The sequence below is a fragment of the Acinetobacter sp. TR3 genome (assembly GCF_027105055.1).
Classification (GTDB): domain Bacteria; phylum Pseudomonadota; class Gammaproteobacteria; order Pseudomonadales; family Moraxellaceae; genus Acinetobacter.
This window is the reverse complement of sequence record NZ_CP114264.1, coordinates 631,947-648,075: the sequence shown is the minus strand read 5'-3', so window position 1 is coordinate 648,075 and position 16,129 is coordinate 631,947. Positions and strand designations below refer to the sequence as shown.

General features: G+C 37.5%; 12 protein-coding genes and 1 pseudogene. 5 read left to right on the top strand and 8 right to left on the bottom strand.

Going from position 1 to position 16,129, the window contains the following annotated elements:
- Positions 1–14: 14 nt before the first annotated feature.
- Positions 15–557 (top strand): GTP-binding protein, encoded by a 543-nt coding sequence (locus tag O1449_RS03090; protein WP_269239136.1) that lies wholly within the window; start codon positions 15–17, stop codon positions 555–557.
- Here O1449_RS03090 and O1449_RS03085 read toward each other — a convergent pair.
- Positions 554–1,354, bottom strand: a complete 801-nt coding sequence (locus O1449_RS03085) for a sulfite exporter TauE/SafE family protein (protein ID WP_269239135.1) — start codon at positions 1,352–1,354, stop codon at positions 554–556. The genes O1449_RS03090 and O1449_RS03085 overlap by 4 nt on opposite strands.
- 29 nt (positions 1,355–1,383) lie before the next feature.
- Here O1449_RS03085 and O1449_RS03080 point away from each other — a divergent pair, with 29 nt between their 5' ends.
- Complete coding sequence (locus O1449_RS03080; protein ID WP_269239134.1) at positions 1,384–2,136, top strand: biotin--[acetyl-CoA-carboxylase] ligase; 753 nt, start codon at positions 1,384–1,386, stop codon at positions 2,134–2,136.
- Positions 2,137–2,150: 14 nt separating this feature from the next.
- On the top strand, positions 2,151–2,894 hold the full coding sequence (locus O1449_RS03075; RefSeq protein WP_269239133.1) for a pantothenate kinase: 744 nt from the start codon (positions 2,151–2,153) through the stop codon (positions 2,892–2,894).
- 5 nt (positions 2,895–2,899) lie between these two features.
- Here O1449_RS03075 and O1449_RS03070 read toward each other — a convergent pair.
- Both O1449_RS03070 and ffh read right to left on the bottom strand, forming a co-directional pair.
- Positions 2,900–3,546 (bottom strand): annotated as a pseudogene (locus O1449_RS03070) (RBBP9/YdeN family alpha/beta hydrolase).
- A gap of 157 nt (positions 3,547–3,703) precedes the next feature.
- Complete coding sequence (ffh, locus tag O1449_RS03065) at positions 3,704–5,110, bottom strand: signal recognition particle protein (RefSeq protein WP_004663664.1); 1,407 nt, start codon at positions 5,108–5,110, stop codon at positions 3,704–3,706.
- A 147-nt stretch (positions 5,111–5,257) separates the two neighbouring features.
- Here ffh and O1449_RS03060 point away from each other — a divergent pair, with 147 nt between their 5' ends.
- Both O1449_RS03060 and O1449_RS03055 read left to right on the top strand, forming a co-directional pair.
- Positions 5,258–6,067 carry a cytochrome C assembly family protein gene (locus O1449_RS03060; protein ID WP_269239132.1) on the top strand — a complete coding sequence of 270 codons (810 nt, stop codon included), beginning with the start codon at positions 5,258–5,260 and terminating at the stop codon, positions 6,065–6,067.
- A gap of 80 nt (positions 6,068–6,147) precedes the next feature.
- Entirely contained in the window at positions 6,148–7,077 is a 930-nt protein-coding gene (locus tag O1449_RS03055; RefSeq protein WP_269239131.1) for a tRNA-dihydrouridine synthase, read from the top strand.
- A gap of 80 nt (positions 7,078–7,157) precedes the next feature.
- Here O1449_RS03055 and O1449_RS03050 read toward each other — a convergent pair whose 3' ends face one another.
- The 5 genes from O1449_RS03050 to O1449_RS16280 form a co-directional block, all read right to left on the bottom strand.
- Positions 7,158–8,192, bottom strand: coding sequence for a DUF6160 family protein (locus O1449_RS03050; protein WP_269239130.1), 1,035 nt, complete (start codon positions 8,190–8,192; stop codon positions 7,158–7,160).
- A gap of 96 nt (positions 8,193–8,288) precedes the next feature.
- Positions 8,289–10,949: a DUF6160 family protein gene (locus tag O1449_RS03045; RefSeq protein ID WP_269239129.1), complete on the bottom strand. Its 2,661-nt coding sequence runs from the start codon at positions 10,947–10,949 to the stop codon at positions 8,289–8,291.
- A 27-nt stretch (positions 10,950–10,976) separates the two neighbouring features.
- Positions 10,977–11,735, bottom strand: coding sequence for a hypothetical protein (locus tag O1449_RS03040; RefSeq protein ID WP_087547007.1), 759 nt, complete (start codon positions 11,733–11,735; stop codon positions 10,977–10,979).
- Positions 11,736–11,810: 75 nt separating this feature from the next.
- Complete coding sequence (locus O1449_RS03035; protein ID WP_269239128.1) at positions 11,811–13,304, bottom strand: hypothetical protein; 1,494 nt, start codon at positions 13,302–13,304, stop codon at positions 11,811–11,813.
- Positions 13,305–13,317: 13 nt separating this feature from the next.
- Positions 13,318–15,891, bottom strand: coding sequence for a hypothetical protein (locus O1449_RS16280; RefSeq protein ID WP_331276179.1), 2,574 nt, complete (start codon positions 15,889–15,891; stop codon positions 13,318–13,320).
- Positions 15,892–16,129 lie beyond the last annotated feature (238 nt).

The following is a 16,129-nucleotide window of genomic DNA, read 5'->3' as shown; positions in this document are numbered from 1 at the left end:
CCTAGGATAATTCTATGATTTTACAACAATATAAAATTGTCTTTGGTGGAACAATGGGGTCAGGTAAATCCACGGCGATAAATGTCCTCTCGGAAATTGATGTACTCAGCACCGAGGCTTTAAATACTGATATTGAATCACATGAAAAAATGCTCACCACTGTCGGTATCGATTATGGTGAGATTACTTTAGATGACGGCGTCAAAGTCGGATTATACGGGACGCCTGGACAAGAACGTTTTGAGTTTATTTGGGCAGTCATCTGCAAAGGTGCAATTGGTACGATTGTCATGATTGACCATGCTGCTGAAAATCCACTACTCGATCTAGCTCAATATGTAGAAGCGTTCAAACCATTTGGCAATAATATTGTGATTGCAATTACTCATATTGACCGAAAACCAGAAAGAACGCTTTCGATATACCGAGATTGGCTTGCAACACAAGGCGTTAATTACCCTCTGTTTTTCATCGATGCACGTCAAAAAGATGATGTTTTGCTATTGGTCGAAACCTTAATCGCAACAATTGAAGTACATTATGGGCTGATAACTTAAATTAAACCTTTATAAATAAAGTAGCAGCCTACAACAACTAATAAGCCTGCAAAACACTTTTTTAACATCGCAGCTGATAAGCGATGTGCTACCTTTGCTCCCAGTTTAGCTGTAATAAAGCTCATTGCGCTAATACCAAGAAAAGCATAAATATGAACATAACCAATCGTATTTGGCACATTGATTTGCTCTTTTGTACCAAACCACATAAATCCGATTGCACCAGCAATCGCAATCGGCAATCCACACGCCGCTGAAGTAGCCACTGCTTTCTGCATCACCACACCATGACGATTTAAAAATGGTACGGTCAAACTACCACCGCCAATCCCAAAAATCGCAGATGCCACTCCAATTCCACCACCAGCAATAAACTGTAATGGTGCAGATGGTAAGTGGCGATTTGGATCAATAACAGCATGCGCTCCGCTAAACATTTTGTACGACATCCACACTGCAAATATACCAATAATTAACTGTAAATGCTGCCCAGAGAGTAAATCAGCCACACCTGCACCTAAAAAAGACCCTAAAACTAAACCTGGTGCTAAATTACGAAATACATTCCACAAGACAGCACCTTTTTCATGGTGAGCAGTCACAGAACTAATTGATGTTACGATAATGGTAGCTAAAGATGTCCCCACTGCTATATGCATGATCACATTCGGGTCATAATGCATTTGAGTAAAGACAATATATAAAATTGGTACAATAATTAAGCCACCACCAACACCAAACAAACCTGCAGTAAATCCAGCAATTGCACCTATCAGCAAATATATGATTAACTCCATAAACACATGACCACTCTATTTGTAAAACAATGGAAGATTTAGCAACTCGCCAGCTTCAGCAATTACTTAATGCAAAAAATCAATTTCCTGAAATCGTCTTGCTCAAAACCACGACAACATCGACCAATGATGATATGCGTGAAATTGCGCAAAAAGGCATTAGCTCAGGATTAGTTTGCAGTGCACTGCAAACACAAGGTCGAGGTCAACATCAACGACAATGGGCATCTCCTGAAGGAAATATTTATTTAAGTACACTGATTCACACTAAGACTGCCTTAGATGGTCGCCTTGCACTGGAAGTTGCTTTAAATATTCTGCAAATGCCGAGCTTGCAAGGTTTAAGCCTACAAGTCAAATGGCCCAATGATTTATATAGTCCACAAGGTAAATGGGGTGGAATTTTGGTTGAGCCACTTTCAGCACATCAAGCGATCGTCGGTGTCGGGATCAATTTAAATACACCCCCTGTAGAAAATGCGGATCAGCCAATTACCTCTCTGGCGATGCTCGGTTTAGCTCATACTGATCGTTTAATGCTGATTGCTGAGCTCTACACTGCGATTCAAGAGGCTTCTCAGTGGTTTGAACATGGCAGTTATAATTTAGCTGAACGCTTTAACCATCATGCAATATGGCTCAATCAACACGTTGAATTTGAACATGCCCAAGGTAAAATTCAGGGATATTTTCAAGGCATCTCCAATGATGGTGCTGTACTAATTAAAACCGATCATGTTCAACCCTTCTATCAAGGCCGTTTACGCCTCGCACCAATTTAAGGAATGATCATTTTATGAAAAGTCTATGGTTGGATATCGGTAATACCCGTTTAAAATATTGGATTACCGAAAATGATCAAGTGCTTGAGCATGCTGCAGAATTACATTTACAGTCACCTGCCGATTTACTGTTAGGTTTAATTCAACATTTTAGGCATCAAAATTTAAGTCAGGTTGGGATTTCATCTGTTTTAGACACAGAAAATAATCAACGTATTCAAATGATCCTCGATATTTTGGAAATTCCAATTATCTTCGCTCAGGTACATGCTAATTATGCAGGGCTTCGTTGTGGTTATGATGTTCCAAGTCAACTCGGGATTGATCGTTGGTTACAGGTCTTAGCAATTTCAAAACCTGATCAAAACTTTTGTGTGATTGGCTGTGGTACAGCGCTGACCATCGATTTAGTAGAAGGCTTACAACATTTAGGCGGTTATATTCTGCCAAATTTATATTTGCAACGAGATTCACTCATTCAAAATACCAAGGGCATTAAAATTCCAGATTCGGCTTTTGATAATTTAAAACCTGGACACAACACCGTTGATGCTGTACATCACGGTATCTTGCTAGGTCTAATTAGTACCATTGATCAAATTATGCAACAATCACCTAAACACCTGATTTTAACAGGTGGAGATGCTGATATATTCGCCAAATTTCTGCAACATCATCGGCCGTTGATTGAATCTGATCTCTTACTTAAAGGACTAAAAAATTACGTTCAACTTAAGTCAGCATTAACCAATGTTTGAAGTATCTAGAACAACTGAGGAAACATCGTATATCCATCTTCAGTACGAAAATGCCCTGCCTGAACAGCTTCAATCAGTTGGGCATTCAGTAAATTTGAAAATTTAAAGGTCAAAGGCACTGGGACAATAGGATCATTCGTAGAAAAGAAAACGAGGTGTCTTTTAACATTGGCTCGGATTACGGCGCTCGTAAAATTTGAATGCTGAATAAATTCATCATATTCAGGAAATTTAGCTATAGGTTCATTAGAAGCAGCAATAAATAAGCATGCTTTCAACTGAGTTTGTTACAGACGCTTTGCTAGAAAGTGAACCACGGCAATACCAGACAATCCATGGGCAACAACAATACTCTGTTCATTTAAATCTTGTAGTTGTGTTTCTAAACAAGTTTGCCAAATTTTCAGCTTCTGGGTGATTCGAGTCCGCAAGAAATATACGTTCAGCGGCAATTCCGTCAGATTTTAATTGTTGTTCTAACCATAAATATAGTCAAACCACTTTATTATCCATACATGATTCAAAAAAAACTCGAAATAACTCATCGACTGAGTTGTATTAGTTTTATAATGATTTGACTATACCAATGCTGCTCTGGATTTGCATTTTCACAATGTAATATAAATACCTTACCGTTCGAATTATGTGACATATATAACACTTTATAAATATAAAACAAATACTTAAAATTATTGTGCCCCTTATTTGTTTATTTTCATATTGATTTTCTGTATTAAATTTATACTTAAATGCACAAGAAATATTTAACAAAAAAGGCGCAATTTGCGCCTTTTCTAGATAGCTTTAGGTTATTTTTTGGGTTCATTACTACCAAATAAAGGTCCCATGTTACCGCCACCAAATTGTTTTTGCATATTACCTAATGACTTCAACATTTTGCTCATTCCTGACGGATTCGCAAATTTCTTCATCATTTTCGCCATTTGAGCTTGTTGCTTAATTAATTTATTCACTTCAGCAACATCCATACCACAACCCGCAGCAATACGTTTTTTACGGCTTGGATTCATCAAATCTGGGTTACGGCGTTCTTTAATGGTCATCGATTGAATAATCGCTTCCATTTTTTTCACTTGCTTTTCAGGATTTGCTTGTGCAATCGCATCTTGAATACCAGAGTTACTCATGCCAGGCAACTTATCCAAGAAGCCCATCATCCCGCCCATCTTGCTCATTTGCTCAAATTGCATCAGCATATCTTCAAAGTTGAAGGTTCCGCCTTTCTGCAATTTCTTCGCCATTTTTTCGGCTTTTTCTTTGTCGATTTTGCGTTCAACTTCTTCGACTAAAGAAAGTACGTCACCCATACCTAAGATACGTTGTGCAACACGATCTGGATGGAATGGCTCAAGTGCATCTAGTTTTTCACCGATACCCAAGAACTTGATCGGTTTACCTGTAATCGCACGAACAGAAAGCGCAGCACCACCACGTGCATCACCATCAGTTTTAGTGAGAATAACACCAGTCAAAGCCAGAGCATCGTTAAACGCTTTTGCTGTATTAGCAGCATCCTGACCTGTCATCGCATCGACAACAAACAGAGTCTCTGTTGGCTTAACTGCAGCGTGTAATTCTTTAATCTCATCCATCATGTCTTCATCGACATGCAGACGTCCTGCGGTATCAACAATTAAAACATCAGCAAACTGGATTTTAGCTTGTTCAATCGCACGATTAACAATATCAATTGGCTTTTCAGATGCTTCTGATGGAATGAAACCCACACCAACTTCATTGGATACTGTTTCTAACTGCTTGATTGCGGCTGGACGATAGACGTCAGCAGAAACAGTCATTACTTTTTTCTTTTGGCGCTCTTTCAGAAAACGCGCTAATTTTGCGGCAGTTGTTGTTTTACCCGCACCTTGCAAACCTGCAAGTAAAACCACGACAGGTGGCTTTGCGCTTAAATCTAGAGTCTCATTTGCCTCACCCATCATTTTGGTGAGTTCATCATAGACAATTTTTACAAATGCCTGACCTGGAGAAAGCTGAGTCATGACTTCTTGACCGAGAGCTTCTTCCTTAACCTTCGCGATAAATTCACGAGTTACAGGTAATGCCACATCGGCTTCAAGAAGTGCCATACGTACTTCACGTAAGGTATCTTTAATATTGTCTTCGGTCAGCTGCCCTGAGCCAGTAACATTTCTTAAACTCTGTGTGAGTCGTTCTGTTAAGGTATCAAACATTGCGAAATCCGCTTAAAATGGCTAGTTGCAAAAAAATCTTTCTTAAAATAGAAAATTTATGCGTAAGATGCTATAGGATACTGTAGTTCGAAGCGAATTTACATCTTATATAGTGAATATTATTCAACCCCCTGAAAAAGGTTTGACATGATCAGTCTCCCCTTGGTTTACACAATTTTGGCACTTGTAGCTTATACCAGTTCTTTTTGGTATTTGTTTATACGTTTGATGTCAAAACGTACTCCAAATCTTTGGTGTTATTCGATTATGATTGGTCTAGGGCTATTACTGCATAGTACTGTGCTCTATCAAGATATGATGACACCAATTGGCGTGAATTATGATGTATTTAACCTGATTTCATTCACTTCGGGGCTGATGCTAGCACTCAGTTTAATTTTAAGTTTAATTCGACCAATCTTGCCATTAAATTTAATTGGCACTCCTGTTGCCGCAATTGGTTTAATTTTAGGATATGCTTTTAGTCAACCAAACCAAGTCATTGAACAACATAGCTTAGGTTTAGATCTTCATATCATCCTCTCTTTATCAGCTTATGCTGTTTTACTGATGGCAACCATTCATTCAGTATTACTTTGGTTTCAAGATAGAGAACTTAAGAAGAAACAAAAAAGACGAATTTGGGTTAACTTACTTCCACCATTCCAAGTGATGGAATCGGTACTCTTTGATTTAATTATCACAGGTTTTGGGTTACTCACTGCTGCACTTCTCTTTGGCTTTTTTACAATTGATAACTTCTTTGCTCAACATCTTGCTCATAAAACCGCTTTTAGTATTATTTCATGGTTTTTATATGGTGCGCTTTTAATTGGGCATTACAAATTTGGCTGGCGCGGACGTAAAGCAATTCGCTTTACCATTACAGGTTTTATCTTACTTGCAATTGGTTTTATCGGTAGTAAGTTTGTTTTAGAAATGATTTTGGGACGTTAATTTCTAGTTTCATAATAAACTAGACAGCCTATCTGAAAATGCGTATAACGCTGTATTCTTTTAATTAGGTAATACTAATCGTGAAACTTGTGCTCGCTCCAATGGAAGGTCTAACTGATCCAATCATGCGTGATGTGCTCACTCATGTCGGCAGTTTTGATTGGTGCGTAACCGAGTTTATTCGTATTACCGATAGTATTCTTCCAGATCATATTTATTATAGTTTTTGTCCTGAACTCAAAAACTCAGGTAAAACTGCGGCTGGCACACCAGTTCATGTTCAATTTCTTGGCAATAATCCAGAAATGTTAGCAGCAAACGCAGCGAAAGTTGTTGAACTCGGTGCCCCAGCAATTGATCTTAATTTTGGTTGCCCTGCTAAAACTGTTAATCGTCATCGTGGCGGTTCTGTTCTATTGGATGAACCTGAAACCGTACATCTCTTAGTTAAAGCTGTTCGTGATGCTGTACCTGCACATATACCCGTTTCAGCTAAAATGCGTCTGGGCTATCTAGATGAAAACCACACTTTAGATAATGCACATGCGATAGAAGATGCTGGCGCAAATTGGCTTACCGTACATGCGCGTACTAAAGCAGATGGCTATACCCCACCTGCCTATTGGGAAAAAATTCAGCCAATCGTCGAAGCTTTAGACATCAATGTGATTGCGAATGGTGAGATTTGGAATAATACTGATGCCAAAGCGTGTATAGCGCAGTCAGATTGCCATGATATTATGATTGGTCGAGGTGCTGTGACTACACCAGATCTCACCTTATGTATTCGAGAGAATAGTGATCAAGCTATCCTTTCTTGGCCAGAGTTAGTGCAACTCCAGCAACGTTTTTTAAGTGGTCAGTACAAAACTGAAATTGGAATGATCGGACGTTATAAGCAATGGTTAGGTATGATGACGAAAGCCTATCCAGAGGCTCAAGAGCTCTGGACAAAAGTAAAAAAAGAAAAACAACTGGATGATATTATTAATTACTTGGAGCAGAGCTGATCTTTTTTAATAATAGTATATTAATAAAAAAGCGACTGAGGTCGCTTTAATAAAATGACTAATATACTGTCACAATCTTATTACATCCCACTAACTTTCATCTTTAAGTTAGTAACTGATGCGCCTACAGCACCTATACTTCCAATTGAAGCATTTGGCAATCCATTAAAAGTGCTCGATGGATATGTCGTAGACGAACTTCCAGACTGCCCTAAAATTACGTTATTTAAACTTAAGTTAAATTTGTCTGAAACTCCCGAATTCCCAAAAACCAACCCACCAGAGTCCGTGCCATTTTTACCCTCAATACCCGCATAAAAACCAGTCAGCCCAAAAGGTGAATTATTATAACCCGTAAATTTAAAATCAAAACCGATACCATATGGATTATTGCTTCCATCATAGTCAGAAACAGCAACTATATTACAACCACTACCTGAACCACAAATTGAATTTATTGCACCTCCAAACATAATCATATGTCCTTGTGGTGCTGCACCTAATTGAATATTTACTGTTGGTTTATTAGCGGCAAAAACGATATCTATCCCACTTGCACCACCAACTCTTACAATTTCTTTCGCTAAACCTGCTTTAGGTTTTAATGTAGAACTATCATAGATTGTACTTTTAGTGTATGAATTACTAATGATATCAGAGAGAGTACTTTCGCTAGCAGCATATACAGAAAAAGGAGAAATACGAATTCCTGTGATATTACTGTTAAAAGATAAAGCAATATTTGTGAAAGCTCCTTTATTTAAAACAGTCCCAACATCTGAGTCAATTACAGCATTGAATCCAAGAATAGTTTCACTAGAACCATTTAGCCCTACAACTCGAATAGGGCTAGAAGACGTTTGCCCTCCAATCACTAAACCAGCCCTTTTAGTATAATCAGGCGATGTATATAATGAAGAACCGCTACCGTATGACAAACCATCATTATCTATCATAGATAACTGCTTAAACTCAACATTTGCTTGTGCTTGAATAGTCAGACCATCTTGCCCTGTCATTGTAGCAAGACTCTGGTCATCCATAGGTTGCATCGCTATAGAGTATGGACTTAATAGCAGTAACAATAGACATCCTAGCTTTTTATTTTTTTTCATTGCCCTGATCCGTAGACAAATGTTTAAAATACATCCAATAGATTAACATAGCTTATCATCTATTCAATCTATTTCAGACCAAATAGATGATGCACTTTAATTACGTGGCATAATACCAAATTGGCTAGTTAATCTACCGCCAGTGATTGCTAATTCACCTAAACGAGCGCCAGAACCAGTATTAGGTGGATATAGATTTATATCTCTCGCACGAAAAACACCATCAGTAGTACGATCTGGGTTCAATGTAAAAGACGAATTAAAACTAACCATCCCTTCAGCACCATTCTGGTTCGCTTTTGGGGCAATTACAATTGCATTATTAAATGCCATTTTACCCGTTAAATTATCTAAACCGAGTGTAGAACCATCAAGAGGATCACTAATTTGAATTGTATTACCTTGTTTTGGGTCTAAAGTAAAATCACCAACAATATTTAAACTACTCCCAGTTCCATCCGACTTATACTCACTATTTGGTATAAGTGAAAAATCCATGCTACCGCCAGCGCGTAACTTAATACCAAATAGCACATCATTTGATGTAGCAAAATTATTTAATGCTACTTTATTATTAGCTGGAACAGAGCTACTACATCCTGCATTTGATGTAGACAATACACAAGTTTGGTAAGTTGTCCCTGGTAGATATCCAGCAGCAACTTGCGCTGCAGCCACAATAAGTAAATCTTTTAAACTAACGTTTAAACTACCCTTTTCTACACCAATATTACCAGTGCCTTTGAGTAATAAATCAATATTACGCAACCCCATATAATAATCAACAGGTTGATTGTTAGCACCTATTTTTTTACCATCAATTACTAAAATTGATGTTGTTTTACTTCCATCAGAACTTACACCCTCAGTACTCATGGCCAGTGAAAAACCTAGACGCGGTGTTAAACCTGTGCCAACAACAACTTTATTTGTAGGTGATTTATTATAGCCTTTATAATCAGACGTATAAGCATAAGCAGTAGATGCATCAACATTGGTACCAAAAATCGCCATGTTGGCATTTAAATTATAAAAAGGTAATGCTAGTCCCCATTCATTAGTACCATTATGCTCTACAATATTTGGAACTGCTGCGCCAGTTGCATCATTTGTTCGAGCACTATTTGTAAAACGACCTCGACGAGATATTGCTTGGAATTCAGCACCTCGAACAGCTACTAGTAAACTATAAGGATTTTGATTTGCAGCGATACCATTTGGAGTGTCTGTATAGATATATTGAACATAATCATTATTACTAGTTAAAAAATTACCATTACCAAATCGACTGGTTTGGAAAAGTTTATTTGCAGGTAATAAAACTGTTCGAGTATCAGCTAGATTCACATATACATTGCCACTATCAAATGAACCACGATCAGTCGCTACTAATCCAGTTAAATTTCCAAATTCAAAACCATAAGTATTTAAACCTGCATTACCAATTTCTAGCGTAGTTGCCTTACCATCACTTCCCAACATTGGATCATTATCTTTAGTAAATTCAGCAGCCATACGGAAAGCAATGCCTGTACTCCCCATAATATTATTTCCAGTTGTTGTAGTAATAGGATTATTTGCTGCTAATGATAAATCAGTGCTTAAGTTGTTAGTTCTACCAACAATATTACTTTGATCTGATTTACCATAATTTACTCCAGTATAATCTGGATTATTCTTATTTGTTGTATTCAAGCCTCTCAACTGTAAATAACCATTTACCATTCGACCACTTGCGCCAACACGTATTAATCCCTTGGCATTACTTGGACTATTAGTCCCATCAAGAACATAAGGTGAAGTTTTGCTTACATCTTTATTCAGTAAAAATTCTAAATTTAAACCTGAGTTTGTTGTATCACCACCAGCACCGACTACACCATTACCATAACTGCCAGTATTTCTTAAATTACTAGATGCAGAATCTGTAGTTCTTCTAAAATCAACATATCCATGTGTTGCATCTGGTTGAGTACTAGATGCTAAATTTATTGTGCCATTAGAATTATATGCAATTGTTGCTTTACCAACACCGTCGGAATTAGTTTGTAATCTAAAGCCACCAATGGCATCTACAAACATAACGCCTTTACCTAAAAAGTTAAAATTAAAGTTCTTAAGTATGAGTTGATTAAGCTCATTACTAACATCTTTTTGTCCTAAATAGATATTCGCATTTTTCAATCCTAAATCTAAAGTTGCTTGCTTATCTTTACTAAAAAGTCCATCACGAGTCTTAAAATTAAGATCAATAACTGAACTTGTTTGAATTGCCATATTCCCAATTGGGGCGCTGCAACGCTGAGTAGACTCAGTGTCACATACTTTAAATTGATCAATTGTAATTAAAGAAGGATTTGCCGAAATGGCTAAATCTAGTCCAGTTCTACCAGCATCACTACCGCTACCACTGCCTATATTTATTTTATAATCTGTCCCTGGAGTCCGATTTGAAATAGGTAAGTTTGAAACATTAGCATTGGTTGACTGAATCTTAAAATTTTCAGCTGTCGCTTGTAAATTACTATTTGTTCTACTCGAAGTTCCTATTCCAGCATTATCTTGCCAATAAAGCTTATCAACATTGATTTCATCATAAGAGGTTGAAATATGAACTCCATCTTGACCATTAACATTACGCAATGCACTATCATCTAAGCTTTGTAATGCATGCGCAGAATTTATGAGTAGCATACTTGTTGCTAAAGTATTTAATGCAAACCATGCTGTATTGTGATTTTGGTTATTTTTTTTCATCACTTCAATCCTTGATAATCTCTAGCTCTAGCAACGTGGATGACTGCTATCACAACCAAACATCATGATCTTACCTTGTATAGCAAGATTACCATTCATTCTCATACCAACAAACCCAGTTTCCTTACCCTGATCATATAACGATGTTGCAGCATTCGTTGCGTTATAAGTCGTTGCTTTTAAATATCCATACCCACTAGTTGGTGGGGTACTAGCAGAACCTTCAACCACTTTACCATTTGAATCGATATAACTTGTAAAATCATCTTGTTCAATCGCAAGTGCATTAAAACCAAAATTTCTAATTAAAATAGGCATACTAGCATCAAGGCTAAGTTGCATAGAAGGTTTAATCTGATCAACTCCACCATCATTCTGATATACTAAATCAACACCATCTAAACCTAGTTTTTGAATATCAACAGTTCCTTGGATTCCCTTGAACACTAGCCATAATTTTCTTGCTGGATTTGCTAAAGTTGGATCACTTTCTGGTACATCCCACAAAGTGTTAGCTCCTTGCACACGACTACTAACAAATCGTTTATTTACCGAAAGTCCTAAATGACAATAACCTAAACCAGTATTATTATTCGCTGTCTTATCGCAAACACCACCAACACCATCATCAAATTGATAAGTACTGGTATGATTTAATGAAAATTTCAATGACAAATCTGCTCCAGCTTGCCCCTCAACCTCTCTCAAAGCTTGGCTATCCAAAGTTTTTAATTCAGCATGTACTATACTTGTGCTGAATAGGAGCAAAATCATCATTTTCTTCATTATAATATCCTTTACTTATAGCATCAAAACCAGCTATTGATTACTAAACCACCACTTTCTTCCCGAAAATAGCTATTAACAAAACTTCAAACCACCCCAACAGTTAGGTGCAAAATTTTGATTTGTTAATTTAAGGTTACTAATATTTAAGTTTAACGCACTATTTCTTAAATCGATATTTCCGATATTCACTGTTAAATCCCCACTTCCTAACAAGCCCCCAAGATCATTTGTATTTGCTTCATTACCACCACCACGGCGTAAATAGTAGGAAACAGCACTTGCAATCTGAGGAAAAAGTGGAGAAATATCAATAGGATCTTGCGGAACTACATATCCAATATTCACTGGATCATTAAATGACATCCACCAACCTTTTTGTGCAACATCATCCGATTTCGCTCCTGGCCACTGCAATGCTTGTTGCTGTAAAGATAAAGAAAATGGCGAGTTAATCGGTAAATTATGAATTAAACCTAAAGACTGATTTAGATTTAAATTTGCAGTAATATTTGAAATCTGCCCATTCATATAAATATTCTTGAATACATCTCCTTCTTGCGCGACAAGGCAAGAAATTCCATAGCATCTTGTTACTGTTGCTTCAACACGACCGCCTTGTGTATAAATAGCTGAAGGCTCTGGGTATGCTGGATCATGTGGACCACTTGAGTTATATTGCACGGACCCATTCACAGGGTAGTTTGCATCACCAGGTCCACCAACATAGATATTAGGGACCTTTACAGCAGCTGATAAAATTTTAGACTTTGCTCTAGTTTCATTAACTAAAATTGCTGGAATTTCAAAATAGTTCCTTTCAATCGTAGGAATATTAAAACCACCACCAGAAGTCTTAAAATCGGCTCCATTTAAACCTAATGCTGTTAGGGCACCTGTAATCACTAAATCATTTGGATTTAAATAGGTACCATAAAGATTATCTCTCGCTGCTGCTGTCGTTGCATACCCTTTTATGATACCTGAACTGTCAGACTGTACTTTCATATAGCCAGAAATAGTATTAATACCATTTGCAACTCCAGTATTTTCCGTTCCAGCTGATAATAATCCTAGCGCTTTTTCTGCACTTAAACGGAATCCTATAACTTGACGCATAGAAGCAGACTCAGGATTTTTAACTGCAAATTCAATAAATGGATTGGTTATTTTTGCCGAAGAAGCAGCTCTTTCCTCATTAGTCATTGCAAGAGGTTTACCATTACTATCAACCTTTAAACCACTTAAACTTAAATTATCAATATCAATATCACAGTCACCAATACCATTTACACCACCACAGCCTAACTGTAGTTTTTTAATATTCGCGTTTAATTCAATCTCTGCTTCCATACCTAATTTATAGAAACCAATATCTTTAGTACTTCCTGTACGAGTCGATTCTAAGTTTTTAGTATCGACAGGTGAAATATAAGACAGACTCATCAATGCTTGACCCTGCACTTTTGATAACTCATCGTCAGTCAAATCAACCATTGAAGATGCATATAGTCCTTGACTAAATAAAACAGTAGCTATACTAAAGCCCAAAACATTAAAATTAAACATAATGACTCCTGTCTTATAATCCCTTTGTTGTAATTTTTAGATGCTGTATTAATAAACCGTCAATTACAGCTGAACCAAAGTTATTTAATGCTGATGGATTCACACCACCTGTTATCGCAGTTGGCACAATATCAGAAGAGATAGCAGTTGAAGATCCTAAACCTGAGCCATATGCAACAGCTTCTTGTCCACCTGCAACTCTAAACCAAGGTGCATTTGCACGTGTTCCATACGTCCAATTTGTATTATTCACATGCGTTGGGGTAGGTGTATTAGAACTACCACCGTTATTCACTGCGCTTAAACGTGATAGTCCATACAATCCACCTGTTGTGGTACTACCAGAACTACCATTACACGCACCACCTGACTCGCCAGGCCAACAATCATCCGCACCACGCTGACCACTTCCAGGATTCGCCATGCTACCGCCAATGATTTGATTTACATTGGTAACAGCTGCAGGATAACCATTCCCTGTACCACTAGCACCTAATGCTGCTCCATTGTACCAAGTTAAACAATCTGTTGTGGTATTCGTACAATAACGAGCATAAGTACCATCGTCATTGCCAAAGATCTTGTTACCACTTGCATCAACATTAGTTAAATAAACCCAATCAACATGATTACCAGAAGTATTGTACCAACGATCAACTGAATTCGAACAACCTTGTCCGAAAAGACCTCCAGTATAATTACAGGAAATAGAAGGTCGACCATATGGATCTTGTCTAGTCGCAGTACCCCCACCACCAAATAACCCACCAGCACCATTAGAAACCGTGAGTCGATAACGATCTGTCACAATATAACTGGTATCAACACGTTGCTGCCGTTGTTGATATTGAGCTTCCCTAAAAATTTGAGTTCCTGAAATATTCGTTCTATTTTGTGGTGTGCCAAAAAATATCCCTAATGCTTCAACACTACTATCAGCAACTAGAGTTTGCCCACCATCATTACTTTTCACAGTACCAAAACTAATACTACTATGCGTCGCAAGCTTTTTACCTGCTAAAGCTGTAGATGAATAATCATTTAAAGCAGATCCACCCTGATACCCAGCAACAGTTGAGCTACCACATTGGTAAACGTTACAGGTAGAACCATAATACGTCACCCCAGCATCACCTGTATCACCAGCATACCGAGTATAAATTTTTGTGTAAATTTCCTGTTTATTTGGAATCCGAGCTATTTCTAAACTAAAGTTTTTACCATCGGAACCTAAAACAACTGGTTGATAGAGTGAGCCTAATACTAAATTAATGTTAGGGTTATAAATAAATATTCCATCATCTGCTGCAAATGTAGGTGCATTTCCTCCACCCAAAGCAGGTGTCGAGACTAAACTAGTATTTGAAGTTTCTTTTGTACTCAATCGTAAAACATTACTTCCATTTGGATCTGGTGCAGTCCAAGATGCTCCAGAAACGGTATCTTTTACAGCACGATCTCTATAACGGAATTGACAAGCAACAGAACCAAATTGGACACCACCAGCATTACATCCGCCAGCAGAGCCATTATCCCCACCTAAAATACTGGTATTAGCATAGGTATTCCAAACCTCTGTGTTTGACCATCCTGTTGATGCTGCTGTAGCATTCCTGTCTGTATTATAAGTTCTTGTTGATACACCAGCATTGTAAGTTGCTTTAACATTTGCAGCATCCCCACTGTTAAAACGCAAAATACCTGAAGCTCCAAGAGTATTATTATAAAATTTACTCATACCATTATTGATACCAGTATCACCAGAAAGACCAACTCCCCCTAAAGTTTGGAACAATTGTAAATTACTTCCATTTACACTGAAATTATTCCAAATCGCCTGCAATCGTAATCGATTTTCACGTGGTATTTGCGCCGTGTTTACAGCACTTGTATTACGAGTACAACCATTTAAGCAAAATTGATTTGCGTCACCTTCTATTTTACTTGGATCTCTCACGAAAGCATCAGCCCATAAACCCAATTTAAGTTTATAAGCATCTAGCCCTGTATCTGATGTAAGTCCAGCAAGACTTTGATTATAAAGTGGAGCTTCCATAGAAAGGTAAGTAACTGAACTTTTAGATGTACCACCATTTGTACCATTGACATAAAAATCAGGTACATTGTAAGCAGTACTTGCCTTTAATAACCAAGGATTACTTGCTGTTCCCCAGCTCTTAATACTTGCATTAGCAGCAGTACTTGCTATACGGGTATTGGTATTATTATCAGATTTAGATACCGCTAAACCATATAAAAATAAATCCGCTTTACCAGCACCAGCTGCACTAGCTTCCGATGTTAAAGGGCCAACAGGAATGTAACGAATATAACCAGTATCATTTAATCGATCATCCGTATTACCAGCAATCCCATCCGCTCCAGCCAATGGAGTAGCCTCGTTAGGACCTGCGCCACGGAAAATCATATAAGTATCTTGGGGTAGTAAAGCGATACCTTCACCAGTGGTTTCACTTAAACCATCGTCTGATAATTCTTGCAATGCAAAAACTGACTGATTTAGACATAAACCAATCAAAGTCGCCAAAACAGTTTTTTGAAATGATACCGTATGAAGTGTAGTCATCTTGACCTTCCCATTACGCGATGCTCCGCACCATCGTTATTTTTCTAACTTCCTTTTGAGTGATTCCCTAAAAGAGAAATTGTATCCAAACATCACTCAGACACAGGTAACTTTACCCATATATATTCATTCTTCATTATGCCGAAAATTTACACAAATGCAAAATATATTAGGTAAACCTTCTATTTTCCGATGAATGAATTATTGTTTTTAAATAATTTCTTTTAAATATGTGTAT